At 68.1% G+C, this 25,536-nt stretch carries 34 protein-coding genes; 19 read left to right on the top strand and 15 right to left on the bottom strand.

Annotated elements, in window-relative coordinates; all coding sequences use genetic code 11:
• Position 1 precedes the first annotated feature (1 nt).
• Together B4589_RS07460 and thsB are read left to right on the top strand one after the other, a co-directional pair.
• Positions 2-178 (top strand): hypothetical protein, encoded by a 177-nt coding sequence (locus B4589_RS07460; RefSeq protein WP_176330504.1) that lies wholly within the window; start codon positions 2-4, stop codon positions 176-178.
• A gap of 292 nt (positions 179-470) precedes the next feature.
• Positions 471-2,138, top strand: coding sequence for a thermosome subunit beta (thsB, locus tag B4589_RS07455; RefSeq protein ID WP_079233670.1), 1,668 nt, complete (start codon positions 471-473; stop codon positions 2,136-2,138).
• Between the two features lie 92 nt (positions 2,139-2,230).
• Here thsB and B4589_RS07450 read toward each other — a convergent pair whose 3' ends face one another.
• Complete coding sequence (locus B4589_RS07450; RefSeq protein ID WP_079233669.1) at positions 2,231-2,572, bottom strand: type II toxin-antitoxin system PemK/MazF family toxin; 342 nt, start codon at positions 2,570-2,572, stop codon at positions 2,231-2,233.
• The gene (locus B4589_RS07445) at positions 2,569-2,928 is read right to left on the bottom strand and encodes a helix-turn-helix domain-containing protein (RefSeq protein WP_079233668.1); all 360 of its coding nucleotides are present in this window, start codon (positions 2,926-2,928) and stop codon (positions 2,569-2,571) included. Before B4589_RS07445 ends, B4589_RS07450 begins: the two co-directional genes overlap by 4 nt.
• 96 nt (positions 2,929-3,024) lie before the next feature.
• Between B4589_RS07445 and B4589_RS07440 the strand changes: the two genes are divergently transcribed.
• The 5 genes from B4589_RS07440 to B4589_RS07420 all read left to right on the top strand — a co-directional run bounded on the left by B4589_RS07440 (position 3,025) and on the right by B4589_RS07420 (position 6,940).
• Positions 3,025-3,858: a hypothetical protein gene (locus B4589_RS07440; protein ID WP_079233667.1), complete on the top strand. Its 834-nt coding sequence runs from the start codon at positions 3,025-3,027 to the stop codon at positions 3,856-3,858.
• Between the two features lie 51 nt (positions 3,859-3,909).
• Complete coding sequence (locus B4589_RS07435; RefSeq protein ID WP_079233666.1) at positions 3,910-4,395, top strand: hypothetical protein; 486 nt, start codon at positions 3,910-3,912, stop codon at positions 4,393-4,395.
• 43 nt (positions 4,396-4,438) lie between these two features.
• Positions 4,439-5,038 (top strand): CoA pyrophosphatase, encoded by a 600-nt coding sequence (locus B4589_RS07430; RefSeq protein ID WP_079233665.1) that lies wholly within the window; start codon positions 4,439-4,441, stop codon positions 5,036-5,038.
• A 308-nt stretch (positions 5,039-5,346) separates the two neighbouring features.
• Positions 5,347-5,973, top strand: coding sequence for a hypothetical protein (locus B4589_RS07425; protein ID WP_079233664.1), 627 nt, complete (start codon positions 5,347-5,349; stop codon positions 5,971-5,973).
• A 130-nt stretch (positions 5,974-6,103) separates the two neighbouring features.
• Positions 6,104-6,940: a luciferase gene (locus B4589_RS07420; protein WP_255246139.1), complete on the top strand. Its 837-nt coding sequence runs from the start codon at positions 6,104-6,106 to the stop codon at positions 6,938-6,940.
• Here the strand turns inward: B4589_RS07420 and B4589_RS07415 are convergent.
• Entirely contained in the window at positions 6,937-7,677 is a 741-nt protein-coding gene (locus tag B4589_RS07415; RefSeq protein ID WP_143414288.1) for a CPBP family intramembrane glutamic endopeptidase, read from the bottom strand. The genes B4589_RS07420 and B4589_RS07415 overlap by 4 nt on opposite strands.
• 83 nt (positions 7,678-7,760) lie before the next feature.
• Between B4589_RS07415 and B4589_RS07410 the strand changes: the two genes are divergently transcribed.
• Entirely contained in the window at positions 7,761-8,177 is a 417-nt protein-coding gene (locus tag B4589_RS07410) for a hypothetical protein (protein ID WP_079233662.1), read from the top strand.
• A 23-nt stretch (positions 8,178-8,200) separates the two neighbouring features.
• Positions 8,201-9,412, top strand: a complete 1,212-nt coding sequence (locus B4589_RS07405; RefSeq protein WP_255246138.1) for an MFS transporter — start codon at positions 8,201-8,203, stop codon at positions 9,410-9,412.
• 611 nt (positions 9,413-10,023) lie between these two features.
• On the opposite strand, the gene citZ is transcribed toward B4589_RS07405, so the two are convergent.
• On the bottom strand, positions 10,024-11,175 hold the full coding sequence (gene citZ, locus B4589_RS07400; RefSeq protein WP_079233661.1) for a citrate synthase: 1,152 nt from the start codon (positions 11,173-11,175) through the stop codon (positions 10,024-10,026).
• Positions 11,176-11,299: 124 nt separating this feature from the next.
• Between citZ and B4589_RS07395 the strand changes: the two genes are divergently transcribed.
• A complete protein-coding gene (locus B4589_RS07395) occupies positions 11,300-12,520 on the top strand; it encodes a potassium channel family protein (RefSeq protein WP_079233660.1) in 1,221 nt (406 codons plus the stop codon).
• On the opposite strand, the gene B4589_RS07390 is transcribed toward B4589_RS07395, so the two are convergent.
• The 3 genes from B4589_RS07390 to B4589_RS07380 are packed head-to-tail and all read right to left on the bottom strand — an operon-like array spanning position 12,521 to position 13,646.
• A complete protein-coding gene (locus B4589_RS07390) occupies positions 12,521-12,811 on the bottom strand; it encodes a hypothetical protein (RefSeq protein ID WP_079233659.1) in 291 nt (96 codons plus the stop codon).
• Between the two features lie 45 nt (positions 12,812-12,856).
• On the bottom strand, positions 12,857-13,477 hold the full coding sequence (locus B4589_RS07385) for a DUF99 family protein (protein ID WP_079233658.1): 621 nt from the start codon (positions 13,475-13,477) through the stop codon (positions 12,857-12,859).
• Complete coding sequence (locus tag B4589_RS07380; RefSeq protein ID WP_079233657.1) at positions 13,473-13,646, bottom strand: DUF5786 family protein; 174 nt, start codon at positions 13,644-13,646, stop codon at positions 13,473-13,475. Before B4589_RS07380 ends, B4589_RS07385 begins: the two co-directional genes overlap by 5 nt.
• Before the next feature lie 109 nt (positions 13,647-13,755).
• Here B4589_RS07380 and B4589_RS07375 point away from each other — a divergent pair, with 109 nt between their 5' ends.
• The 5 genes from B4589_RS07375 to B4589_RS07355 all read left to right on the top strand — a co-directional run bounded on the left by B4589_RS07375 (position 13,756) and on the right by B4589_RS07355 (position 19,784).
• Complete coding sequence (locus B4589_RS07375; RefSeq protein ID WP_176330503.1) at positions 13,756-14,262, top strand: LUD domain-containing protein; 507 nt, start codon at positions 13,756-13,758, stop codon at positions 14,260-14,262.
• A complete protein-coding gene (locus B4589_RS07370) occupies positions 14,259-16,493 on the top strand; it encodes an LUD domain-containing protein (RefSeq protein ID WP_079233656.1) in 2,235 nt (744 codons plus the stop codon). The genes B4589_RS07375 and B4589_RS07370 overlap by 4 nt, the downstream gene beginning before the upstream one ends.
• A gap of 308 nt (positions 16,494-16,801) precedes the next feature.
• A complete protein-coding gene (gene tnpA, locus B4589_RS07365; protein ID WP_079233655.1) occupies positions 16,802-17,191 on the top strand; it encodes an IS200/IS605 family transposase in 390 nt (129 codons plus the stop codon).
• Positions 17,192-17,193: 2 nt separating this feature from the next.
• A complete protein-coding gene (locus B4589_RS07360; protein ID WP_176330502.1) occupies positions 17,194-18,348 on the top strand; it encodes an RNA-guided endonuclease TnpB family protein in 1,155 nt (384 codons plus the stop codon).
• Between the two features lie 815 nt (positions 18,349-19,163).
• On the top strand, positions 19,164-19,784 hold the full coding sequence (locus tag B4589_RS07355) for an MBL fold metallo-hydrolase (protein ID WP_079233653.1): 621 nt from the start codon (positions 19,164-19,166) through the stop codon (positions 19,782-19,784).
• 52 nt (positions 19,785-19,836) lie between these two features.
• On the opposite strand, the gene B4589_RS07350 is transcribed toward B4589_RS07355, so the two are convergent.
• From B4589_RS07350 to B4589_RS07340, 3 genes are all read right to left on the bottom strand, one after another.
• On the bottom strand, positions 19,837-19,986 hold the full coding sequence (locus B4589_RS07350; protein ID WP_079233652.1) for a 50S ribosomal protein L40e: 150 nt from the start codon (positions 19,984-19,986) through the stop codon (positions 19,837-19,839).
• A 105-nt stretch (positions 19,987-20,091) separates the two neighbouring features.
• Positions 20,092-20,373 (bottom strand): thioredoxin domain-containing protein, encoded by a 282-nt coding sequence (locus B4589_RS07345; RefSeq protein WP_079233651.1) that lies wholly within the window; start codon positions 20,371-20,373, stop codon positions 20,092-20,094.
• A gap of 57 nt (positions 20,374-20,430) precedes the next feature.
• A complete protein-coding gene (locus B4589_RS07340) occupies positions 20,431-20,679 on the bottom strand; it encodes a hypothetical protein (RefSeq protein WP_079233650.1) in 249 nt (82 codons plus the stop codon).
• 149 nt (positions 20,680-20,828) lie between these two features.
• Here B4589_RS07340 and B4589_RS07335 point away from each other — a divergent pair, with 149 nt between their 5' ends.
• From B4589_RS07335 to hisE, 3 genes are read left to right on the top strand one after another with little or no spacing between them, the layout of a single operon-like run.
• Positions 20,829-20,981 (top strand): preprotein translocase subunit Sec61beta, encoded by a 153-nt coding sequence (locus B4589_RS07335; RefSeq protein ID WP_079233649.1) that lies wholly within the window; start codon positions 20,829-20,831, stop codon positions 20,979-20,981.
• Positions 20,982-21,029: 48 nt separating this feature from the next.
• Positions 21,030-21,740 (top strand): pyridoxal 5'-phosphate synthase glutaminase subunit PdxT, encoded by a 711-nt coding sequence (gene pdxT, locus B4589_RS18140; protein WP_079233648.1) that lies wholly within the window; start codon positions 21,030-21,032, stop codon positions 21,738-21,740.
• Positions 21,737-22,045, top strand: a complete 309-nt coding sequence (gene hisE / locus B4589_RS07320; protein WP_079233647.1) for a phosphoribosyl-ATP diphosphatase — start codon at positions 21,737-21,739, stop codon at positions 22,043-22,045. The genes pdxT and hisE overlap by 4 nt, the downstream gene beginning before the upstream one ends.
• Before the next feature lie 97 nt (positions 22,046-22,142).
• Here the strand turns inward: hisE and B4589_RS07315 are convergent, their stop codons facing one another.
• The 5 genes from B4589_RS07315 to B4589_RS07300 form a co-directional block, all read right to left on the bottom strand.
• On the bottom strand, positions 22,143-22,316 hold the full coding sequence (locus B4589_RS07315; protein WP_158081149.1) for a hypothetical protein: 174 nt from the start codon (positions 22,314-22,316) through the stop codon (positions 22,143-22,145).
• Positions 22,317-22,440: 124 nt separating this feature from the next.
• Positions 22,441-22,572, bottom strand: coding sequence for a hypothetical protein (locus tag B4589_RS18135; protein WP_255246137.1), 132 nt, complete (start codon positions 22,570-22,572; stop codon positions 22,441-22,443).
• A gap of 125 nt (positions 22,573-22,697) precedes the next feature.
• Positions 22,698-23,366 (bottom strand): NADPH-dependent F420 reductase, encoded by a 669-nt coding sequence (gene npdG, locus B4589_RS07310; protein ID WP_079233646.1) that lies wholly within the window; start codon positions 23,364-23,366, stop codon positions 22,698-22,700.
• Positions 23,367-23,415: 49 nt separating this feature from the next.
• Positions 23,416-24,495: a TIGR01548 family HAD-type hydrolase gene (locus B4589_RS07305; protein ID WP_079233645.1), complete on the bottom strand. Its 1,080-nt coding sequence runs from the start codon at positions 24,493-24,495 to the stop codon at positions 23,416-23,418.
• Between the two features lie 49 nt (positions 24,496-24,544).
• Entirely contained in the window at positions 24,545-24,970 is a 426-nt protein-coding gene (locus tag B4589_RS07300; protein ID WP_079233644.1) for a UPF0146 family protein, read from the bottom strand.
• A 38-nt stretch (positions 24,971-25,008) separates the two neighbouring features.
• Here B4589_RS07300 and B4589_RS07295 point away from each other — a divergent pair, with 38 nt between their 5' ends.
• Positions 25,009-25,530, top strand: coding sequence for an archaemetzincin family Zn-dependent metalloprotease (locus B4589_RS07295; RefSeq protein WP_079233643.1), 522 nt, complete (start codon positions 25,009-25,011; stop codon positions 25,528-25,530).
• The last annotated feature ends 6 nt before the right edge of the window (positions 25,531-25,536 follow it).

The raw sequence follows: 25,536 nt of genomic DNA, 5'->3' as shown, positions 1-25,536 counted from the left end.
GATGCCAGACACGAAAAGCGGTCGCGAGCGGAAAGGGCGGAACAAGCGTCGACAGCTGGAGTCCCGTCTCGCCTCCCGCGATGCGGAGACGGAGTTCGACGACGAACTCCCGGAGCCCGACGCGGCCGACGCCGAGTATCTGGTGGATCCGGACGGAGGTGACGGCACCGAGAGCTGACTGATCGGCCACCGACCATCCTCTCCTTTCCTCTCTTGCCTGCGGTTTCGCCGCGTAGACCCGTCGCTGTCGGTTCCTTTACCTCCCGTTTCCAGCCTTCGGAGCGTGCCCACGACCGGTACATAAAGGCGGAAAATATCGACTTCCTATGGCATGCTACACCAACACATGTTTATGGCCGTTCGGCCCGTTGGCTGCCGGTTTCGGCGGGTAGCGGGGCTGGCTGCCGGAGGTGGTCAACCCGACAGCAACGACAGATTTATATAGAACCACGGACAATCCGCCAGTGAACATGAGTCAACGACAGCGAGGCGGCGGTCAGCCCATGATCATCATGGGCGACGACTCCCAGCGAGTGAAGGACAAGGACGCACAGGAGTACAACATCTCCGCGGCCCGGGCGGTGGCCGAGGCGGTACGCTCCACCCTCGGTCCGAAAGGGATGGACAAGATGCTCGTCGACTCGATGGGCGACGTCACCATCACGAACGACGGCGTCACCATCCTCGAGGAGATGGACATCGATAACCCGACGGCCGAGATGATCGTCGAGGTCGCCGAGACCCAGGAGGAGGAGGCCGGCGACGGGACGACCACGGCCGTCGCGATCGCGGGCGAGCTCCTGAAGAACGCCGAGGAGCTCCTCGAGCAGGATATTCACCCCACCGCGGTGATCAAAGGGTTCCACCTCGCGAGCGAGCAGGCCCGCGAGGAGGTCGAGGACATCTCCCGGCAGGTCGACGCGACCGACACCGAACTCCTCGCGAAAGTCGCCGAGACGTCGATGACCGGCAAGGGCGCGGAGCTCGACAAGGAGCATCTCGCCCAGCTGATCGTCGAGGCCATCGAGGCCGTCACCGTCGAGGCCGAGGACGGCAGCCACGTCGTCGACCTCGCGAACCTCAACATCGAGACCCAGAAGGGTCGGGGCGTCTCCGAGAGCGACCTGCTCAACGGCGCGGTCGTCTCGAAGGACCCCGTCCACGACAACATGCCGAGCGAGGTCGAGGACGCGGACACGCTCCTGCTCGACGCGGCCATCGAGGTCGACGAGGCCGACGTCGACACCAACGTCTCCATCGACTCGCCCGACCAGCTCCAGTCGTTCCTCGACCAAGAGGAGCAGGAGCTCCGCGACAAGGTCGACGCGATCGTCGAGACCGGCGCCGACGTGGTGTTCTGCCAGAAGGGGATCGACGACCTCGCTCAGCACTACCTCGCCAAGGAGGGCGTCCTCGCGATCCGCCGCGTGAAGTCCTCGGACATCGGCTTCCTGAAGAACGTGCTCGGCGGCAACGTCGTGAGTACGTTCGACGGGCTGAGCGCCGACGACCTCGGCCACGGCTCGGTGCGCCGTGACGAGGGCGACGAGATGTTCTACGTCGAGGGCGACGACTCCCACGGCGTCACCCTCCTGCTGCGCGGCTCCACCGACCACGTCGTCGACGAGCTCGAGCGCGGCGTCGAGGACGCGCTGGACGTCGTCGGCACCACCGTCTCCGACGGCCGCGTGGTCGCCGGCGGCGGCGCCATCGAGGTCGAGCTCGCCAGCCGCCTGCGCGAGTTCGCCGACAGCGTCACCGGCCGCGAGCAGCTGGCCGTCGAGGCGTTCGCCGACTCCCTGGAGCTCGTCCCCCGCGTGCTCGCGGAGAACGCCGGGCTGGACTCCATCGACACGCTGGTCGACCTGCGCGCCGCTCACGAGGCCGGCGACCAGACCGCTGGCCTGAACGTCTACAGTGGCGAGGTCGAAGACACCTACGAGGGCGGCGTCGTCGAGCCCGCCCACTCGAAGGAGCAGGCGGTCTCCAGCGCCACCGAGGCCGCGAACCTCGTGCTCAAAATCGACGACATCATCGCCGCGGGCGACCTCTCGACCTCGAGCGACGAGGACGAGGGCGGCCCCGGCGGCGGTATGGGCGGTATGGGCGGCATGGGCGGCATGGGCGGCGCGATGTGAAAGTAGGCCGTTAGTCCGCTTTCACACCCACCCCCGCCGACTCGCGTACCGCTCCGTCGATTACCCGTTCTCCCGTTTTTCGCGTCCGGTAGCTACGCTTCGCGCCCGAGGTAGCTCCTCGCGGCCTCCGTGATCGTTCGGAGCTTCTCCGCAACGATACAGGTCTTGTAGCTCCGGACGTGCTCCCGAGATAGCGTCTGGAACACCCACGGGAGGGCGTGGCTCTCCAGCGGCAGTGGTGCGTCTTCGTACTCGCCTTCCTTGATCGCGATGGAGTGTTCGTGGTACCCTCTGGACGTCAGATTCACGCAGACGAACTGCATCCCGTGTTCGGTCATCTCCGCGTTGCCGATCACGAGCAGCGGCCGCCCGGCGTTCCCGTCCTTGTACAGGTCCTCGCTCCAGATCACGTCGCCGTTCCGGATCTCCCTCACTCCAGCACCTCCGAGTCCTCAGTCTCCCACTCCGACTCGTCCTCCTCGCCGAACTGCTCGTCGTAGCGGACGGTCGCCTCGTGCGTCCGTCGAGCCTCGGCCAGTCGTTCCTCGTCGTCGGTGATCGCCCAGTACGGACTCTTGTGCCGGACGAGCTCCCGCTCCTTGAGCCGGGAGAGAAGCGAACTCACCGTCTCGGCGTCGATTCCCGTCCGTTCGGCGATCGTCGCCGCCTTCCAGGCCCGGTCGTCGTGGCTGGCGAGGAACTCGACGATCCGTTCGGTTGGGTTCCCGCCGCCGAACTCGTCGGACTCCCCGGATTCGAACTCCGTGATGTCGATGCTGCCTCCGGACATAGGTTCTGTTTGGCCGTCTACTGTCTTAGCGTTTGGGTGTTTTCTCGTTTGCCACCCGCAGAAAGCACTTACCCCGTTCGTCCGAACCGTGTGGCGATGCCCTCCAGACGCACGTACCTCGCGGCCCTCGTAGCCGCGGGACTCGCCGGCTGTGTCGGCGAAACCCCCGGAACGAGCGAGTCCCCGAGCGACAGCCCGACAGCCACTACGGCGCCCGGGACCAGCGAACCCCCGGACGTGGCCGTCGAGGCGGCCGCGGTCCAGTACTCCTACCACCACATCGAGAACGTGGACTGGAACGGGATTCAGCCCGCCGACGGCCAGTTCGTGTTCGTCACCGTCGACGCACGCCCGGCCGACTCCGTCCCCGCCCGCTCGGCGTTCACGCTGGTCGCCGACGGCGAGCAGTACGAGCCCACGGAGCTGGCCCACCGGATGCCCGTCACCATCGACGTGCCCGGGCGGGCGTACTCGGTCGGCGACGACAACTCCGAGGACCGCGGCTGGCTCGCCTTCGAGACGCCGGCCGAACTCGACGCCGCGCCCGCGCTTCGACTGGACCGGGACTCCGGGCCGGCGACGTGGGAACTCGAGGCCGAGACGGCGACCGCGCCGCCACCGGTGTGGGAGTGGTCGGCCGATGCCCCGGAGACGGTCGAGCCGGAGAGCACGTTCGAGATCACCGTCACCGCCGAGAACGTCGGCGACGGAGCGGGGACGTTCCGCGGCGCGGTGAACTTCTCGTACCCGATGTACATGCCGAAGGGGTTCGCTGTTTCGCTCGATCCCGGCGCGTCCGGCGCCGACACGGTCGAGGCGGAGATCCGGGACGCCGAGGACGGCAAGGAGATCGAGTACGGCGTCCGGACGCCCGCGGGGGAGACGACGGTCAGCGTCACCGTCGACGGGGGGACGGCGACGCCGGACTGACTCCCCTGCGGACCCGGGCGTTTATGCCCGCCGGAACCCCACTCCCGGCCGATGGAGGAGGCCACCCACGACGAACTGGCCGGGATCGTCGACCTGTTCGACGCCTTGACCCGCGAGGAGCTCTCGCAGGCGCTGGTCGAACTCGCCTACCGGCGCGGCGACGACGTGCGCGAGGGAGCGGTCGCCGACGCCGTCGACGAGGCCGTGGCCGAGTACTACCTCCTCGAACTCCCCGCCGACGCGGTCGACGGCGAGATCGATGACGCGGCGCTGGTCGTCGGCCCCGTCGCGTTCCCGACGCTCCCCGACGAGGGCGAGGATCTGCCCCACATCCTCGACGTGCCCGAGCGCTCGGTCGACCGCGCGACCGCGGCCGAGCACGCCGCCGAACGCCTGCGTAGAGAGGCGGCGACGGCCGTCGACGGGGGTGACGAGGCGCGCGTGGCGCTGCTCGCGGACGTGACCTACGACGTGGAGGCGTGGGGGGCGGTGGAGCTCCGAGAGACACGCAAGCGCCTGCACGAGCTCGTCGACTGAGACCGACGAAGCGTTTTTGACCGACTACCGCCGACAGTGCGGTATGGAACTGTCGGGGCTCGGCGGCTACGAGCCGGCAACCGTCACCGACGCGGAGCGCTGGGCCAGCGTGCTCGCGCCGGTGATCGAGCGGGACGGCGAGCCCTCACTGCTGTTCATCAAGCGGGCCGAACATCTCGGCTCCCACCCCGGCCAGATGGCGTTCCCCGGCGGCGGCCACGAGCCGTTCGACCCGGACCTGACCGCCACCGCCCGCCGGGAGGCGTTCGAGGAGATCGGCCTCCTGGAGTCCGAACCCTCGATCGTCGGGCAGCTCGACGACACGACCACCACCTCCGGCTACGCGATCCGGCCGTTCGTCGCGTCGGTGCCCGACCGCGACTACGAGCCCGACGACCGCGAGGTGGCCGAGATCACGACGCTGCCGGTCGCCGAGCTGACCGACCCCGCGAACTACGAGTCCGAGCGTCGGGAGCGCACGAGCGTCGGCGACACCCGGGTCCACTACTTCCACGTCGGCGACTACACCGTCTGGGGCGCGACGGGCCGGATGCTGGTGCAGCTGCTCGAACTCACTACCGACTGGCGCGCGCCGGAGAGCCCCGACCGCGTCGTCGACGCCGAGGCCGAGTTCCCGGTGTAACCAGCCACGGCGAGCGACCTGTGCCGACCTCCGTGTCGGCACCACGGAGCCGACGCCGTGGCTGTGTGCCGACCACTCACGGCGAGCGACCGACTGCGGCCTCCGTGCCGTCACCAGAACGCGTTGCGTTCTGGTTGGCGAACGAGAACCGACAGTTCTCGTTAACGCAGTCTCGGAGCCGATGCCGTGGCTGTGTGTAGACCGATCACGGCGCGGGACCCGTCGCACGCTCCGTCGTGGTTGTGTGTGAGACAAGCCGGGGTTTGTCCCTACGCAGTGTTCAAGCTCTTACGCGACGTTTTCTCGGTATGCACACCCGACGAACGTTCCTCGCCGGCGCCTCGCTGTTGACCCTCTCGGGCTGTCTCTCGGCGCCGACGGTCGACGGTTCGGCCGGCGACCTCCCGGGCGGGAACGGCAGCAGCGGCGAGACCCGGCTCGAGGGTACTGGCGGCCCGGCGGTCACCCTCGCGAGCGTCGACGACGCGCCGGATCTCCCGCTCGGCGTCGAGGTCACGATCACCGAGCCAGCCGCGACAGAGGAGCACCCGCCACGGCTCGCGGTGTCGGTCACGAACGACGGCGACGAGGCGATCGCGATCGGCGAGGCCCGGGCGGCGGTGTTCGAGTACCAGTACTCCGACGGCGGCTTCCTCGCTCTCCTGCCCGCCGACGGGGAGTACGACGCCGACCCCGGCTGCTGGCGGCTCGACTCCGCCGTCGGGACGACGATGGAGTACCGGACGGTGACGCTCGAACCGGGAGAGAGCCACACCTCGGATCTCGAACTGTACGCAGCAGGCGTCGAGGACGACGCCTGCCTCCCGGTCGGGGAGCACCGGTTCGAGACGACGATCACCCGCTACGCCGACCCCGAGGACCTCGGCGCCGGCGAGGAGCGGGTCGAGTGGGGGTTCACGCTGCTGTTGGAGTAACGACGACACACTTATCCGGGTGAGCGGGGTACCGGGAGGTGTAATGGCCGCACAGGCGATTGATCGCGTTCCGCGAGTCTAAATCCGCGTCGTTCTCGTACAGCCACCGCACCACCGACCAGCTTCAGCTATGACCACGTCCGACACCACACAGCCCGACAGCACCGCCCGGCGAACCACGAGCGACAGCGATGTCGGGCCGTTCCCGCGTGTCGGTATCGACGCAGTCGCGCTCAAGCCCACGGAGGTCGACGTCTCGCGCGCGGCCGACCTCGCGGCGTCGACGCTCGTCGTCGACTACGAGGGCCGCGAGTCGTTCCCCGACGCCGGCACGCTCCGGGCGCTGGCCGAGACGGCCGACGTGTTGGTCACCACCCCCGTCCGCGCGGACGGGTTCGACCCGCTGGGTGACGACTCGCTGTCGGACTCGATCCCCGAGGCGGTCGGACGCGTGCTCGTTGCGGGCAACGGCGCGTACCTCTCGGAGGCGGAGAGCCAGCGCGCCGTCGCCCCCCGGTTCGGCGAGGCCCACGAACGCTACCCTGACGCCTGGGTCGGCACCGAGGGCGTCGAACGGATCGCGCTCGCGACCGGCGCACCCCAGTTCGAACTGCTCTCGCGCTCGACCGAGCGCGACGCCCGCGCGCTGCGGGCCGCCGGCTTCGACGGCGAGCTCGCGGTGTACGCGCCCACCGTGCTGACCGACGACGAGGACGCGATCCTCGACGCCGTCGGCGCGTACGTCTCCCGGCGGGCGACCGTCCGGCGCGCGCTGCCCGACGAGTACGAAACCGACTCGGCGGCGACCGGTCGCGCCCGCGAGGTGCTGCTTGCCGCGAGCAAGGACTTCGCGATCGTCGGCGACGAGGAGACGGTCCGTGGGCGCGTCGAGGGGCTCCACGGCGCCGGCGTCGACACGGTCGTCGGCTACCCCGCGCGGGGGCTGGACGAACTGCTCGACGCCTAGAGCAGCCCCCACTCCGCGAACAGCAGCGCGATCACGATCGTGTTGTAGAGCCCGTGGACCGCGATCGGCACCAGCAGCGCCCCGGTTCGCTCGTACAGCCACCCCAGCACGACGCCGATGGCCAGCCAGACCGGGATCGAGACGACGGCCGACTCGGGGTTGGCGACGAGGTTCGGCAGGTGGACCAGCGTGAACAGGACCGAACTCCAGCCGACCGCGCCCCGTGCGGAGAACGACTCCCGCAGGTACCCCTGGATCACCCCGCGGAACAGGTACTCCTCGGCCGGCCCGACCGCGAACAGCATCGCGGGGATCACGAACACCAGGACGGCGGCGGTTAGCTCCTCGGGCGCCGAGACGGCGGTCGTGGGATCGACGCCGAACAGCGAGCCGACCGCGAACGCGAGTCGGTTGAACGCGGCGAGGCCGGCGGTGGCGACGGCGATCAGCCCGGCGTCGCGAACGCTCGGCCCGTGTCGGGCGATCCAGTCGACGACGAGATCACCTCCGTCGTCGGTCTGCCGGAACGCGTAGCCGACGAGGAGGAACCCCGCTTCCGAGGTGACGAGCACCACGCCGACGAGGACGGGGACCGCCGCGTCGGGGTTCGTTCCGGCGCCGACGAGCGCGCCGCCGACCGTCCCCACGAGTCCGGTGATCGTGCTCACGACGAGCCCGCCGACGGCGAGGGTCAGCGCGATCACGAGCGCGACCGGCGGGCTCGGACCGTCGGTCATGGTTCGGCAATCGGTCGGTGTCGCCATCAATCCCGTGGCTCGCCCCCGCCGTTTAAGCCCGCACGGCCGAAAGGGACGGGCGAATGGAGGTCCGCGACGCGGTCGAGCGCGACGCGGCGGCGATGGCCGCCATGACCGACGCGCCGGAGCCGGTGCTCAGGAACGTGATCCACGAGCGGAGCGTCCGCGTGCTGGCCGAGGAGGACGGCACAGCGGACGACGATCCCGACGACGAGTCGGCGCTCCGCGGCTTCGTGAGCTTCGACGCCCGGGAGGACGCGGTGTTCGTCACCCAGTTCGGCGGCGACCGGGAAGCCTGTGAGCGCCTGCTCGCGGAGCCGCTGCGGTTCGCCCGCGCCGAGGGGCTGCCGGTCGAAGTCGTGCTCCGGGACGACGACGACGCGATGCGTTCGGCGGCGGAGTCGGTCGGCTTCGAGGCCGCCGGTGCGGGCCCGCGGTTCCGCGGCGAGCCCACCCGGACGTACCGCCACGAGGGGTAGAGGGGAGAACAGCCGGTACGCCCGTGTTCAAGTGCTTCGGCGTCGGGAGCTACGCCGTGAGCCACGTGACCGACGAGGAGCACTTGTTCCGCGGGTACTCCGGGCGCCTGCTGCTCGTCATCTCGCTGGGGTGGGCACTGCTGCAGGCCGGCCGGCTGAGCATCTCGCCGCTGCTGCCGGCCATCGAGACGAACCTGGGCATCGGCAGCGGCGCGTCGGGGTTCGCCATCACGGTCGTCTGGGGGACGTACGCGATCCTCCAGTACCCCAGCGGCCGGCTCTCGGACCGCCTCTCCCGGACGACGCTGCTGGTCGCGGGGCTCTCGCTCGCGGCCGTCGGCTTTCTCACGCTCTCGGCGGCGCCGACGTACCCTGCCTTCCTGTTCGGCGCGGTCGTGATCGGCGCCGGGGTCGGCCTCTACCCCACGCCGGCGCGGGGGCTGGTGTCGGACCTGTTCGTCGCCAAACGGGGGCGTGCGTTCGGCCTCCACACCGCGTCGGGCGACGTGGGCGGGATCCTGGCGGCCGGGATCGGAACGGTCGTGATCGCGGTGGCGACGTGGCGGGCAGCGTTCGCCCCCATCGCGGCCGCGCTGCTGTTGATCGCGCTGCTGCTCCACGTCTGGAGCGAGGAGGGGTACGAGCTCGCCTCCGTGGATCTGGCGGTCGGCGACACGTTCCGCCGGCTCTGGGACGTGTCGCGGCTGCGCTGGCTCCTTCTTGCCTACGCGCTGTACGCGTTCACCTGGCAGTCGGCCACGGGGTTTCTCCCGACGTATCTCCAGGCGAAGGATCTCTCCCCGGCCGTCGCGAACGCGTCGCTCGCGGTGCTGTTCGTCGTCGGCGCCGTCGTGAAACCGCTGGCCGGCGGGCTGGGTGACCACGTGCCGCGGGGGCTGCTCGCGCCGGCCGTGCTGGTCGTCGCCGCCGCCGCCCTGGCCGGTCTCGTCGTCTCCTCGACGCCCGTAATCGCGCTGGGGAGCGTCGCCGTCTTCGCGGCGGGGCTGCTGGCGTACCCGCCCGTGATGCAGGCGTACCTGATGGACTCGTTCCCGGGCGACAGCATGGGCGGTGATCTGGGCGCGATGCGCAGCGTCTACATCGGGATCGGCTCGCTGGGCGCGACGTACGTCGGCTTCGTCGGGCAGTACGTCGACTTCGACACCGCGTTCGCGGGGCTGGTGGGCTGTCTGTTGCTGAGCAGTACGGTGATCGTGCTTCGTGGCCGGGAGTGAGTTCGGTCGATTTTGTGTGGTTGGTGAGTGTGGTTCGTGTTTCTCGGTTGGTCGAGGGTTAGACAGTGTCTCCCTCGTAGAGTTCTGAGACAGAAACCGTAACCGCGACAGCATCTCGATCGTTGACTTCTGAGACAGCAACCGCGACGGCAACAGCAATCTCGATCGTTGGCCACTTGTGACCGCGAGGCGCCGGACACGAGGTCCATCATCAGAAATCGGAGATTTCTGATTGGCAGACGAGAATCGAAGATTCTCGTCAACGGCGCAGCCCAGAGTCCCCACCCCTCCCCCCGCGCTCGCCACATTGGCGAGCGCGAGGCGTCCACCGCCACCGCACCGCCGTGGCTGTCGGCGCGAAGCAGGAGCGCCCTCTGTGGCGCGACCAGCGCGAGGGATGAGCGAACGGACGTGAGCGAATCGGCTGGGGAGGTCTGTGGGCTGTGCGTGGCGGTTGCGGTCGCAAGTGGCCATGCTCGCTCCGCGGTCGTGTTGGCGATCACAACACCGAACCCTGCGGTGCTGTTCGCGGTTGCAGTCCCCGAAGTCGATCCCTCCGAACGCCGAAAACACTGTTGCCCGCACTCAAACCCGAAAACTGAGACCCAGACTTACCGCTCCTCGATCGGCACCCACTCCGCCGCTTTCTCACCTGTGTACTTCGCCCGCGGCCGCATGATGCGGTTGTCCTCGACCTGTTCGAGCACGTGAGCAACCCAGCCGCCGACGCGGCTCATCGCGAAGATCGGCGTGAACATATCGACCGGGATACCCAGCTGGTAGTACACCGTCCCGGAGTAGAAGTCGACGTTGGGCGCTAGCCCCTTCTCGGCGAAGTTCTGCTCCTCCACGAGGTACTGCTCGATCTCGTTGGCGTGGTCGTACCACTTGCGCTCGCCGGAGGCGTCGCCAAGCTCGCGGGACTTCTCCTCCAAGATCACCGCCCGCGGGTCCTTCACGTTGTACACGCGGTGGCCGAAGCCGGGGATCTTCCGCCCCTGCTCGAGCGCGTCCTTCACCCACTCGATCGAGCCCTTGTCGGACTCCTCGACCTCGATCAGCGTCTCCATCACGTCCTGGTTCGCGCCGCCGTGGAGCGCCCCCGAGAGCGCGCCGACGCCGCCGGTGACCGCGGCGTACGTATCAGCTAGCGTAGAGGAGATCACCATCGACGTGAACGTCGAGGCGTTCAGTCCGTGGTCGGCGTGGAGGATCAGCGCCATGTCCAGTGTCTCCTCGGCGACGTCGTCGGGCTCCTCGCCGGTCAGCATGTAGAGGAAGTTCGCGGCGTGGCTCAGATCCTCCTTGGGTGCGAGCGGCTCCTCGCCGTCGCGGAGGCGCTGGTAGGCCGCGAGCACCGTCGGGATTTTGGCGGTGATCCGGCGACCCTGTCGGAGCCGGGCGCCCCCGTCCTCGGGGTCGGCGTCGGGTTCGGGGTCGCTGGCCGACAGCATCGACGTCGCGGTCCGCAGCGCGGCCATCGGCGCCTCGTCGGCGGCGGCGAGATCGGCGAGCGCGGCGCGCACGTCGTCGCCGACGGTTCGTTCCTCGGCCATGGTCGCCGTGAACGCCTCGAGCTCGTCGGCGGTCGGCAGCGAGCCGTGCCAGAGCAGATAGAGAACCTCCTCGTAGCTGGCGTGCTCCGCCAGCGTCTCGATGTCGTGGCCGCGGTAGATCAGTTGCCCCTCGTCCCCGTCGATATAGCTGAGTTGAGACTCCGCGACCACCACACCCTCCAGACCTTTCTGAACCTCGCCTGACATAGGCTGTAGGTTGGTCGGGTCGACGAAAAAGCGTTGCCGTTCGGCCCGCTCGGCCGTGGAATCCGAACCCCGTCCCGGCCGCGCGCCGACAACCCTTATCCCCCGTCCGGCTGAACCGCCGAGTATGCCCGACGTCGAGTACGAGCCGGTCAGCGTGAAGGCGGTGCTGTCCGAGATGAAAGACACCGCGGAGCTACTCATCGACCTCTCCTACTCCGCGGTGCTGTCGGGCAGCGACGAGGTGGCCGAGGAGGTGCTCGCCCTGGAGGAGCGCATGGACGTGCTCCAGCTGCAGGCCCGGATGAGCCTGCTGCTGGCCGCCCGCAGCCCCGAGGACGCCGAGCAGTTGGCGCCGGTGCTGGGCGTCGTCGGCGCCGCCGAGAAGATCGCCGACGCGTCGGGCGACATCGCGAAGATCGTGCTGGAGGATATCGGCCTGCCCGAGGTGATGCGGGCGGCGATCCCCGAGGCGACCGAGGCGCTGGTCCGGGCGACCGTCGACGCCGACTCGGCGTACGCCGGGCGGACGCTGGGCGAGATCAACATGGAGACCGAACGCGGCGTTCGTGTGATCGCCGTCCGCCGGGCCAGCGAGACGGGCAAGCGCGCCTGGATCACCAACCCCGACGCCGAGACGCGGATCGACGCCGGCGACGTGCTCCTGCTGCGGGGGCTCGACGAGGGGCTTGCCGCAGTGTACCGGGACGCGACCGGCGGAGCGTACGAGCCGCCCGAACCCGCCGCGGCGCCGATCGACGACCTCGAACGCGCGGTCGACTCCATCGTCACGATGAAGGACACGAGCGAGCTCGCGGTCGATCTCGCGTACGGCTCGGTGCTGTTCGACAGCGAGGCGGTCGCCGAGGAGGTGGTCGAACTCGAAGCCGAGGTCGACGCGCTCAAATCCCGGCTGGAGGCGTGGACGCTGCGGGCGGCCGGGCGCGTCGACGACCCCGTCGAACTCCGGGGGCTGGTCCATCTCGCGGCCGCGACGGAGGTGATCAGCGACGCCGCCCTGGAGATCAGCGAGGGGGTGCTCCGGGGGTTGGACGCCCACCCCGTCGTCGCCGCCGCCGTCGAGGAGAGCGACGAGGTGATCGTCCGGCTCACCGTGAGCGAGGGCGCCGAGATCGCCGACCGAACGCTGGGCGAGCTCGAACTCGGTACCGAGACGGGCTGTCGCGTGATCGCGGTCCGCCGGCCGGGCGACGAGCAGTCGTGGGTGGTCTCCCCCGACGCCGACACCCGGCTCTCGGCGGGCGACGTGCTCGTCGCGAAAGGGACCCGGGCGGGCGCCGAGCGGCTCTCCGAGATGGCCGGCGACCCCCGGGAGTTCGACGCGTAGCTACGCTTCTGCCCGAACGAGCCGGATCAACGAACCGAGCGTCAAAAGCGTCGTCACCAGCAGCGCCGCCGTCGACGCGAGGACGACGGAGAGCAGCAGGAACCAGCCAGTCTCGCCGAGCACGGGGAACTCCCGCGTGCCCGCGAACGGGCCCGCGACCCGGGTGATCCGGAAGACGTACGCCAGCACCGCGAATGCGACCCCTGCGGCGGCACCGACGGCGGCGTTGCGCCGCACCGACAGCGCCTCGATCAGCGGCGCGACCGACGGCTCCGGTGGCTCGTCGCTCATCGGTCGCGGTTGGTGGCGGCGGGGCTTATCGGCGTCGTTCGCGGGTCAGGAATCGAGTCGCTCACCCAGTTCGCGGCCCGCCCGCGCTGCGAGTCGGGCTACCCGGAGCGGTTCGGGTCGACCGCCCTCGGGCGTGAACCCACGGACGAACTGCGCGGCCTCGCAGTTCGGCGCGAGGGGCGGGACATCGGCGCCGTCGGCGTCGCCGCTCTCGGCGACGGGTGTTTCGACGCCGACACCGCGGACGAACACCTGCTCGTCGTTGACCGTCAGCGAGCGCCGCGGTGGCAGTGACTCGTAGACGTCGAGGCGCCAGTCCCGAGCCGCGCCGTCGAACTCCTCGCGGATCGCCGGCGCGAGGCCGGGGCTGGCCTCGAAGGAGATCGCGATCGTCGGGAGACCCGTCCCTTCGTGGAGTCGGGGCAGGTCGAGAACGTTGAACCACGCGGGGGCGACCCCCGCGAGCAGAAGTACTGAGACGTCGGGTCTGTCGATGCGGCCGACCAGCGCGACCACCGCATCGGTCGCGTCGTCGCCGCCGACGGTACAGCGTTCGAAGGCGAGGCCGTCGACAGTGCGGTCGCCGCGGACCACGGCTCCCGCACAGGTCGAGACGGCGTCGGCGTCGGAAAAGGCGACGCCGAGCGCCCGCTGGCCCGGCTTAATCGTCCTTGATGTCCTGCAGCCGGTCCAGGAGTTCGTCGTTGGAGGCTCCGTTGTCGAACTCGACGGTGCCTTCGTGGGTCCCGCCGTCGGCGTCGACCGCGTCGTCGCCGTCGTTCATGTCGAGCTGCTGATTCTCCTGCTCGGATTCATCGTAGCTCCCGAAGCCCATTACATCTATACTTTGTGTCCGATATGGATAAACGCTTGGCCGTTCAGTATCGTTAGTGACCGACAGGTTCTGCCGAGAGTTTATCGGTCATACGCCCTATCCCCAGTCCATGAGTCAGTCGCTCGGATCGACGTTCGCCGACGCGCTCGACGGGATCGGCGTCGGGTTGACGCGGACGGCGGCCGTCGAGTTCTCGACCGCGCTCGCCGACGCGATCGAACCGCCCGCGGTCGGCACGCCGCTCCCGTTCGACGGCGTCTCGCTCCCCGAGGGCGTGACCGTGCCGCCGACGCCCGGCGAACTGGAGGCGGCGACGACGGGCGTCACGCCGGCGTTCGGCGGGATCGCCGACTACGGCACCGTCGTCGTCGAGTCCCGCCCCGAGGGCGACGAACTCGTCTCGCTCTACCCCGAGCGTCACGTCGCCGTGCTGCGGGAGAGCGACCTCGTCGCGGACGTGGACGAGGCGACCGCCGGCCTGCGCGAGCGGATCACGGCCGAACGCGGGAGTGCGGTGCTCGCGACGGGCGCGAGCGCGACCGCGGACATGGGCGCGACCGTCGAGGGCGTCCACGGGCCGCGCGAGGTACACGTGATCGTCCTCACCGACCGATGAGCGCCGACGACACGCCCCCCAACGAGAGCCGCGCCGAGCAGATCCGCCGCCTGCTCGAGACGGAGGGCCCCACTGTCAAGCAGAACGCGCAGGGGTTCAACGAGGGCCGGTACGCGGCGATGGCCGACGTCGACGGCGAGAAACTCCGAACCGAGGCCCGCGAGATCAAGGAAAACGCCATCGAGCGCCTGCCCGAACTGATCGAGAGCGTCCGCGAGCGGGTCGAGGAGAACGGCGGAACGGTGTACCTCGCTGACGACGCGGCGGACGCGAACGAGTACATCGCCGAGGTGTGTGCCGACGCCAACGCGGTAGCGAAGTCGAAGTCGATGACGACGGAGGAGTTGGCGGTGAACGAACATCTCGAAGCGGCGGGGATCGACGTGACCGAGACGGATCTCGGGGAGTTCGTGCTCCAGGTCGCCGACGAGGCGCCCTCCCACCTGATCACGCCCGGGTTCCACAAGTCGACCGACGAGATCGCGGCGCTGTTCAACGCCGAGTTCGATCTCGACGACCCGCTGGAGACGTCCCAGGAACTCACCGCGTTCGCACGCGACCACGTCGGGCGGCGCATCCGCGAGGCCGACGTGGGGATGACCGGCGCGAACTTCGTGCTCGCCGACAGCGGCACGCTCGCGCTGGTCACGAACGAGGGGAACGCGCGCAAGTGTGCGGTCACGCCCGACACCCACGTCGCGGTCGCGGGCGTGGAGAAGCTCCTCCCCTCGATCGACGAGCTGCCGCCGTTCGTCGAACTGCTGGCCCGCAGCGCGACCGGGCAGGAGATGGCCCAGTACGTCTCGCTGCTCACGCCGCCCACCCAGTCGCCGACGATCGACTTCGACTCGGCGGAGCCGATCGGCGGCGGGCAGGACGACCGCGAGTTCCACCTCGTGCTCGTCGACAACGGCCGCTTCGAGATGCGCGGGGACGACGACCTGCGGGAGACGCTGTACTGCGTGCGCTGTGGCGCCTGCAGCAACTCCTGTGCGAACTTCCAGCACGTCGGCGGCCACGCGTTCGGCGGCGACACGTACACGGGCGGGATCGCGACCGGCTGGGAGGCCGGCACCGGCGAGGACGCGATCGACCCCGAAGCCGCGGCGGAGTTCAACGACCTCTGCACTGGCTGCTCGCGCTGCGTGAACGCCTGTCCCGTGAAGATCGACGTGCCGTGGATCAACACCGTCGTCCGGGACCGAATCAACCGCGGCGCGGAGCCGGACGCGGTCGACAGCCTCGTCGACGGGCTCGTGCCCGACGACGAGGAGCCGGGGATGGACTGGGGCAAACGCGCGTTCGGCAACGTCGGAACACTCGCACGGCTGGGAAGCGCGACCGCGCCGGTCTCGAACTGGCTCGCCGACAGCGCGCCGGTTCGGGGCGTGATCGAACGCCGCTTGGGAATCGACGCCCGACGAGGGCTCCCCGAGTTCCGGCGCGAGACGCTTCGGCGGTGGGACCAGCAGCGCGACGCTGCCGTCGGGACCCCGCGGACGGACCGCGAGGCGATCCTGTTCCCGGACGTGTTCACCAACCACGTCGACGTGGCGCGCGGGAAGGCCGCCGTCCGCGTCTTGGAGGCGCTGGGCGTGCCGGTCCGCGTCGCCGGCGAGGTGGGGAGCGGCCGCGCGCCGTTCTCGCAGGGGATGCTCGCCACCGCGCGCGACCGGGCAGAGGCGGTCGCCGACGCGCTGGAGCCACACGTCGACGCCGGCCGGGATATCGTGTTCGTCGAACCGTCGGATCTCGCGATGGTGCGTGCGGAGTACGAGAAGCTCCTGCCCGAGGAGCGGGCGGAGGCGCTGGCCGACGGGAGCTTCGAGGTGCTGGAGTACGTGTACGGCCTGCTGGAGAACGGCGTCGATCCTGAGGGACTCACCCGCGGCGACGGGGAGCGACTGACCTACCACGCCCACTGTCAGCAGCGGACGCTCGGCCTCGACGCCCACACCGAGGCGGTGCTGGGCCGGCTGGGGTACGACGTGGCGACGACCGAGGCGGAGTGCTGCGGGATGGCGGGCAGTTTCGGCTACAAGTCGGACTACTACGAACTCAGCGTCGCCGTCGGCGAGTCGCTGGCCGAGGAGGTTCGAGAACGCGACGAGGACGGAGTCCGTCGTGTCGTCGCGAGCGGTACCTCCTGCGAGGAGCAGTTGACCGACCTGCTCGATCGGTCGGCGACCCACCCCGTGGAACTGCTCGATCCGGCACGGCGTGGAGAGTAGCGGACTGGCGACGGCTGACCGCTGGCGACTACGACGGCTGATACTTTGTTCGGAACTCCCCGCGACGTGCGTGAGACGTCGGTACAGCGAACTCGCCGTCTGTGGGCACGCGTTACTCCGAGGGTTCACAGAGTGCAACCCGAGCCGTATCTTTTGAGACACTAACGATTACAGCGGTAGCGAGGCGAAAGCCACCCGTTCACGGGTGGGATGAAGCCGACAACTGGGGATCTCTCCACGCTCGTAGCCACGACTGGGGTTGAATACTGGAGTAACATCTTTAGGTGAGTAGTTTCTATATACTGACGATGCCCCGTGGGTTCGATAGGGAGCGGACCACCGTCCACAAACTCCAGTACCACTTCGTCTGGTGTCCGAAATACCGCAAGTCGGTGCTCGAGGGTGAGGTACGCGACCGTCTTGAAGAACTCATCGAGGAGAAAGCCGACGAACTCGGGCTAGAGATACTGGAGTTGGCAATTCGCCCCGACTACGTTCACTTGTTCATCACGGGCGACCCGACGCTTGCCCCGAACAAGATCATGCAACAGGTCAAGGGCTACTCCTCGCGCCATCTCCGCGACGAGTTCGACTTCGGCCTCCCCTCGCTGTGGACGCGCTCGTACTTCGTTTCAAGTGCGGGCGACGTGTCCAGCGAGGTAATCGAGGAGTACATCGACGCCCAAGCAGGTGAGTAGTCGTGCAACGAACTGTCTCGACCACGGTGCGAGTCAAACTCCACTCGCTAACGAACAGGAAAGACGATCTACTCACCCGTGAGTACGAGGCGTTCCAGACCGAGGTACACAACGGAGACACCGACCTCTACTCCGCGACCAAGCAGCAGGCGTCGAAAGTCCAGCGACAGAAAGATCCGAACCCCAACACCGACCAACCCGTCGTCCTCCGCAACGACGTGTTCGACGTGGCCCACGACGAGGATACTGTTCTCTCGTCGTGGTGGGTGAAAGTTCCCGTCTACGATCCCGAGCGTGGGCGAGGTAACTCCATCTGGTGTCCTGCCCACGTCCCACACAAGGACGACCAACTCGTTCGCGAGGGAGATATTCGGGACAGCGAACTCGTGCTCCGTGACGGAGATTGGTACGTCCATCTCGTTGTCAAGCGGTCTGTGACCGTGGCTGACGAGTACGACGACGTACTGGCCATCGACATGGGCGCACGCTGGGTCGCTACCTGTGCGTTCCTCTCCGACCGCACAACCACGTTCTACGGCGAGGAAGTGCGCCGTATCCGCGAACACTACAAGCAGTTGCGGAAGTCCATCGGGAAGGCGAAACCCCGACAGGGCCAGCAGGTAGTGGAGCGTATCAGTGACGCTGAAGCACGAAAAGTGGACGACCGCCTCCACAAGATTTCGCGCCAGATCGTTGAGGACGCCGAAAAACGGAACGCGGTGATCGTCGTGGGCGATCTCGGCGGAATCCGCAAGGACAACGACAAGGGGCGGTACGTCAACGACAAGACTCACAAGATGCCGTTCGCCTGCCTGCTCAACTACATCGAGTACAAAGCCCACGGCGCAGGCATCGACGTACAGTTGGTCGACGAATACGACACGTCCCAGACGTGCAACCGCTGTGTCTGCGAGGGTGTCCGTGAGACGCAGGGTCGCTTTGAGTGTCCGGAGTGTGGGCTGGACGACAACGCAGACAAGAACGGTGCGCTGAACATCGGTAAACGAGCCTTGGGCAAGTTCTCGAAACCGCTGTCCGAGGCGGGGGCTGTACTGGCACAGCCCGAAACGCAGGTCATCGTCCACCGCGACGACGAACCTGCGAACCTCTCCGTGTCCGTGGGTTCAACCCCCAGTGGGGGAACCCCACGGCTTTAGCCGTGGGAGGATGTCAGGACTTCCAACCCGTGTCGAGTAGCAGTTCTTCGAACGGAGTTCGGGGCGCGCTTCGGGTCAGCATCGACGGCACCGCCAGTAATCGATAGCGTATCGAGAACTCGCACCGGTAGCGGTTGGTTCTCGCGTTTCAACCCTCCTTCACGCGCGATCTCTCCTACCACTCGTTCCCCTGCTAACCCCGGCACTGCCGTGTCCCCAGTTTCGAACTCGAACCCGGAGTAGCCCGCATCCTGGAGCTCCCGTTTCACGCGTTCCCAATCGGTCATCGGCTATCCAATCGAACAACACCGACGATAAGCGTATCTCTCATGACGAGAAAGGCGGTTCAAATCACATCGAAGTATTGGAGCCCGGCGACCAACAGGATGGAACCGATCAGTACGAGTTTGAACACCCACGATGGGACGTCTTTTCGAACTCTGAGCGCCCAGTCCATACAGACGAGTAGCACGTCTGATCCTTATATCCTCCAGCCGAGTTTCTGGCACCGAGATCAGTGAACTACTCGTGGGAGAGCCATCGTTCGATCGGGTGACCGAGTCGTCCGTCGGTGTCCGAAATATCCGTTCTACTGCCGGTTCCACAGCCAGTTCTGAACGAAGAAGCGGTGCTACCAACCACTGGGACCATCGCTGCCGGCTCTGCCGCCGTCGCTGACTGACCGTTGTCGGCGACCGCTGCCGCCGCCGCCGCCGGCTGACTGCGTGTCGGCGACCGCTGCCGCCGCCGACGGTTGGCGATCACCGTCGGCCACTGCCGCCGCCGTTTTACGGAACTCGCCCCAACGCCCGCCCATGAACCCGATCAACGTCACCGCCGACGCCGAGCGGTTCACGTGCAACGCCTACCTCGTCGACGGCGAGGTCACGACGCTGGTCGACGCCGGCGCGATGCCCGGCGTCGTCGAGGAGATCCGCGAGCACGTCGACGACCTCGATCGCGTGGTCCTCACCCACCAGCACGGCGACCACGTCGAGCAGTTGGACGCGGTGCTGGACGCGTTCGACGCGGAGCTGTACGCCTACGACGACCACCCACGACGGACCAACGAGATCGCCGACGGTGACGAGGTGCAGATCGGCGACGAGGCTCACGAGGTGGTGTACACGCCGGGGCACGCCGACGACCACGTCGCGTTCGTCGGCGAGACGGCGCTGTTCAGCGGCGACGTGGTGGTGTACAACGACGGCGCGTTCGACGACGGCAGCTTCGGGCGGACCGACCACGCGACGGGCGATCGCGAGCGCCTGATCGAGAGCCTGCGGACGATCCTCGATCGGCTGCCCGACTCAGTGACAGGGATGTACGCCGGCCACGGCGACCCGTTCGAGGCGGGCGAGGACTCAGTGCGGGACGTGATCGAGCGCGCGCTCGAACGGGCCGAGCGCCGAGAGCCGAAGTACCCCGACGAGTAGGCGGTGCTGTGGCTGGCAGCGTGGAGAGCGGCAGAAACTGGAGAACGCGTGATCAGGCCGAGCGCGGTTCCTTCGCTTTCGGGCGGAGGTTCCCGTAGCCGCACTTCCGGCACTGGTCGGCGCGCTGGGGGTTGCGGGCGTTACAGCGCATGCAGATCAGTTTGTTGAGGATGCGCTCCTCCGCGTCTTCGAACTTAGCCATACGTCCGGGTTCTCTCGGCGGGCGTTTAACGCTTACCTTGCGGGCCGAGCGCGGGACGCGCCGCTACGGGGCTCGCGTTCGGCGGGGAGAAACGAGGCGTACTCCTCAGGCGGCCTGCTGGCCCTGCTGGGCGCGGTTGAGCGCCTCCTCGAGCTCGTCGCGCTGGGTGACGCCGACGAAGCGTTCGACGACGCCGTCGTCGTTCTCGATCACCAGCGTCGGGAGCGAGCGCACGGAGTACTCGTTGGCGGTCTCTTGGTCGGAGTCGACGTCGATCTTCTCGAACTCGACGTCGCCGAACTCCTCCTCGAGTTCGTCCAGGATCGGGTCCTGGGTCTTACACGGGCCACACCAGTCGGCGTAGAAATCCTTCAATCGGACGGTCATAGCGTGAGCCGAAATTGACCGTGGCCGCGCATAAGGGTTCCGCCGGCGGTGGTCGCCTCACGATGCGTGGCGTTTCGACCACCGGTACGCGTTCCGTGTCAAATAAAGCCCGACCACTACCGGGATGGCTGTGGCGGCGAAGAACACGAGGTTGTAGACCAGCGAAAACGGCTCGTAATCGACGAACGCCGGCGTCGCCTGCCACATGTCGTAGCCAGTGGGGACGAACGCGAGCGTGAACAACAACAGGAAGGCGGCGAACAGCTGTCCGAACCGATGTTTCGATCGGCGAACGATATCGCCCATTAGTTCCGATTGTGAACGGTTGACTCAAAATTGTTCGGAAGGCTTCACGTCCCCTCGACGGGTGGCGTCCGACGGCTGACGATCGATCGCCTTCGTGGCGGTACGTGTCGTCCGGAAGTTTTACGCGTCCGAGCGACGCAGTGTCGCGTATGAGCAGTAACGACGGCGGACTGATGTCCAGCGCGGGGCTGGTCCGCTACTTCGACGCCGAGGACCGCAACGCCATCCGAATGGATCCCCGCACCGTCGTCGCCTCGGGGATGCTGTTCGGCGTGCTGGTTCTCGTCCTCCGGGCGCTCTGAGCCCGGGCGAACGCACCCTTTTTGCGCGGCGCCCACCCACCTCCAGCCATGCAAGCAGGCGTCATCGCGGTCCAGGGCGACGTGAGCGAACACGCCGCCGCCATCGAGCGCGCCGCCCGGGCCCACGGCGAGGAAGCCGAGGTGGTGGAGATCCGCCAGTCCGGCACCGTTCCGGACTGCGACGTGCTCCTCATGCCCGGCGGCGAGTCGACGGCCATCTCCCGGCTGCTCGCCCGCGAGGGGATCGACGAGGAGATCCGCGACCACGTCGCGGCCGGCAAGCCGGTGCTCGCGACCTGTGCGGGCCTGATCGTCGCCTCCACCGACGCGAAGGACGAACGCGTCGACACGCTCGACCTCATCGACGTGACCGTCGACCGCAACGCGTTCGGCCGGCAGAAGGACTCCTTCGAGGCGCCGTTGGACGTGAAAGGGCTGGACTCCCTGTTCCCGGCGGTGTTCATCCGAGCCCCGCTGATCGACGAGGTGGGCGAGGCGGGAAAACGGCGCGAACGAAGTGAGCGACGGCAAACCGCCTCGGAAGCGAGCGGGGAGGAACGACCCGCGAGCAGCGGCGACGGCTCCGGCGCACCGATCAACGACGGCGACTCCGTCGAGGTGCTCGCGCGCTGGGAGGGCGACCCCGTCGCGGTCCGGCAGGGCCCCGTCGTCGGCACGTCGTTCCACCCCGAACTCACGTCGGACTCCCGGATCCACGACCTCGCATTCTTCGAGACCGTCGAGGTGAGCGGGCAGTGAGCGATCCCGATGAGGCGCTCGACGCCGACACCATCGACGCCCTGTTCGAGACGATCGAGCAGCGCAAGCGCGACCTGCCCGAGGACAGCTACACCGCCTCGCTGTTCACCCACGAGAAAGGTGAGAACGCCGTACTGGAGAAACTGGGCGAGGAGACCACGGAGCTGATCCTCGCCGCCAAGGACGACGACAACGAGGAGCTAGCAGCCGAGAGCGCGGATTTCCTCTACCACCTGCTGGTGCTGCTCTCGATGAAGGGGATGGAGCCGGAGGACCTGCGGGAGGAGCTGGAGTCGCGGTTCTAGCCGGGACGACTCCGCTATCTGCTCGTCGTCACTGTCGGCGATATTGATTCCCCACGTGAACAGCGAGGGCTGGCGCCGCGTTACCCCTGTGAGAGGGCTATCGCTGGAGGGCCGCCCCCGCTACCACGCCGACGAGCAAGCCGGCCGTGGCCGCCGGGAACGACGCCGCGAACACCATCACCAGCGGCAGGGCGGCGATCAGCAGCATCGTTCCGAACGTGGGTGGGTGGCGATACGTCGGATAGTCCATCGTCTGCGGTGGTTCGTACATCGTCTGTGGAGGGTCGTACCGTGCGTCAGCAGGGCGATACGAGCCACGTCGCCGTATCCGGATATCCGGGGTTACGAACCCGAACGAGCCAGGATCGGGACGGGGCCGTCGGGGACAGACTGCGTCAGATCATCCACCGGACGGCGGCAACGACGACGCGCAGGGCGCGGAACTCCCAGCCTTCGACCGGACGACGGTCGCGTGGCTGGGTTCCCTGCCCGGGGAGAAGCACGCTCGTGGGATCGAGTGAGTGCACGTCGTCGTCACCTCACCCATTGGTTGTGGAACCGACAGTAAAAAGCTGGGTAGGGCGTGGTACCACACAACACAGTCGATCTATCCCACAAACCGATCACTGGCCGAGATTCTCGACGGATTCGCCTACTTCAGCTCCAGCCCCAGATCGTGCAGTCCGTCGTTGTGCATCGCGACGTTCACGAGCAGCGGCGTGATCGACTCCACCTCCGCGGCGTTCGCGAGGCCGCCGGCGTCGAGCGCGCGCAGCCCTTCGATCCCCTCGGCGATGTCGGTCACGATCCCCTTCGCGTCCTCGTCCTCGCCGACGACGAACGTGTCGACGCCGAGGTCGGCGTCCAGGTTCGCCAGCCGCGCGGCCGCGAGGTTGTGGAACGCGCCGACGAGATGGATCCCCTCGGGAACCGCGCTCGCGGCGTGCTCCGTGACGCTGCCCGCGGGCGGGGGTGCGTAGTGGAACCCGTCGTCGTCGCGGTCCATCCCCGTCGCGGGCGAGACGACGATGTCGCCCTCGTCGAGGTCGCCGGCGACGTGTTCGATCGTGTCGTCGACGTAGTACGGCGGGACTGCGACGACGATCACGCGCGCGTCGGCGGTCACGTCGGCGTTCTCGCCGGCCCGGATCGTCGTCTCCACGCCGCGGGAGTCGAGTTCGGTCTCGTACTCCGCGGCCTTCGTCTCGGCTTTCTCCGCGTTACGGGAGCCGATCAGCACGTCGTGGTTCGTGTGGTAGGCCAAACGCAGCGCCAGCCCCTCGCCGATGTCGCCGGTGCCGCCGAGTATCGCGATGTCCATGCGTGAGGCTGCGGTCGGTTCCGAGGTAAGGGTTGCGTGAGCGGCGACGCTACTCCAGCAGGTCGGGCAGGTCGTTCACGGAGTCGAGCACCGCCGCCGCGCCCTCGGCCTCGTACTTCCGGCGGCCCGACTCGCCCGTCAGCCCGCCGGTGAGCACGCCAACACCGTGGTACTCGCGGGAGGGGTCCGACTCGGCGGCGTTCGTCGCGGTTCGCACGTCGTCGAGCGTGTCGCCGACGAAGACGACTGAGGCGCGGCGACTGTCAGCCGCGCCCTCTGTGACGACCGAGTCGGCGTCACCAGAACGCGAAGCGTTCTGGTTGGCTATCGAATCGCTACGCGATTCGAGACCGTCAAACCGCTCCGCGAGCGTAACCAACGCGCGCGGGTGAGGCTTACCTTCCGCCCAGTCGTCCATCGTGAAGCGGTGTTCCTCGGGCACCGACAGGCCGGCCCGTTCGAGCGCGATCTCCGCCTCGGCGGCGGGGCGCCCGGTGAGGACGCCGACCGAGAACCCCGACTGCAGTCGCTCGATCGTCCCCGGTTCGACGATGACCGGCTCGTCGTGGATGTACCCCGGCGCCTCGAACGGCGGTTCGCCGCCCTCGATCTCGCGGTACAGCTCGGTGCCGAGGTAGAGCGCCTGGAACGTCTCCCTGACGCCGTCGGGGTCCCACTCGGCCTCGACAGAATCAGCGTCGCCAGAACGCGTGGCGTTCTGGCTGTCACCGGAAGCCGTCGGCTTCCGGTTGCCCGAGGGGCCGTGCCCCTCGGTGGCTAACGAATCGCTGCGCGATTCGTGACCGTCGAACCCCTCCCGCCCCGCGGCCTCGCGCAGGACTGCGCGGGCAGCCGCGAGCCCGCCCTCCTCGTGGGCGGCGATGGCGTCGGTGAACTCGACCGCATCACCGGAGTAGCCTGCCTCGCGGGCGAGCACGAACAGCGTCGCCGCGTCGGTGAGTTCCCAGTCGTTGTTGAACCCGCCGGCATCCTTGAAGCGCTGGATCGTCGCGCGCTCGATGGTGTCGCCGTGGCGCCGTTCGATCGTCTCGATGATCGCCCGTCGGTAGGAGTCGGCGACGTCGACCAGAACCCCGTCGACGTCGAGGACGACCGCGTCAGCGTGCATACCCCCGCTCCGGCCCCGGGGTGAAAGGCGTTTGCGGCTCGTAGCGCGGTCAGCGGCGCCCCTGTCGTCGCTCTGCTGCGGTGTACAGTGTCACCCGGGGCCGATCGCCACCACCCAGCGTCTCGCGCTCCACGGTGATCGCCGGCTCGTCGTACCCCAACGTCGTGAACCGGAACGTCGCGCCCACCGCCTGCGCGAGGTCACGAATCGGGCGATGGAGTTCGGGCGGGCAGTTGAGCGCGTAGATGGCGTCGACACGGTGGAACGCGTCCGGCTCGTCGACGGTCGTCACGTCCTCGACGCGGAACCGGACTCCCTCGGGGACGGGGACGGGACGAACGTCCGTCGCGCGCACGTCGACACTGTCGGCGACGAGGCTGGCTGCGACGCCGGTTCGGTCGCCGATCCCGACCTCGAGCAGGCGGTCGGCGTCGCGGAGCCGTCGGACGATCAGGGGGTCGGTTTCACGTGTCATGCCGAGGGTTTATGCTGATCCTCGGCGTTGGTCGGGATATGCACGTCGACATCGTTCCAGTCGGGCCGGTCCCGAGCCGCGCCAAACGCGAGGCGTCAGAGGCGTTGCGGACCGTCTACGACTGCGAGGTCGGCGTTCGGAGCGAGCAGGCGATCCCGGAGGACGCGTTCGACCGCGGCCGGAGCCAGTACCGCGCCGAGCGGTTCATCGAGGTGGCGGGCGACGCCGGCACCGGCGACAAGAACATCGCCATCACCACCGAGGATCTCTACTACCGGCAGCGCAACTACGTGTTCGGGCTCGCCTACCTCAACGGTCGGGGGTCGGTGATCTCGACCCACCGGCTCAACACTTCCTCCGACGGCGGCATCTCCAACAAGCCCACTTCGGAGGTGTTCGCCGACCGCGTCCGCAAGGAAGTCGTCCACGAGATGGGCCACAACTTCGGGCTGGAACACTGCGACAACAGCAAATGCGTGATGTCGTTCTCTCCGACGGTGCGTGAGGTCGACGTGAAGGAGGAGAACCTCTGTGGCTCCTGCTCGCGGCTGCTGGGCTGACGGCGC

Origin of the sequence: Halolamina sp. CBA1230 (genome assembly GCF_002025255.2) — an archaeon.
Taxonomy (GTDB): Archaea; Halobacteriota; Halobacteria; order Halobacteriales; family Haloferacaceae; genus Halolamina.
Note: the sequence above shows the minus strand (reverse complement) of the source record. Positions and strands in the feature narration are given on the sequence as shown.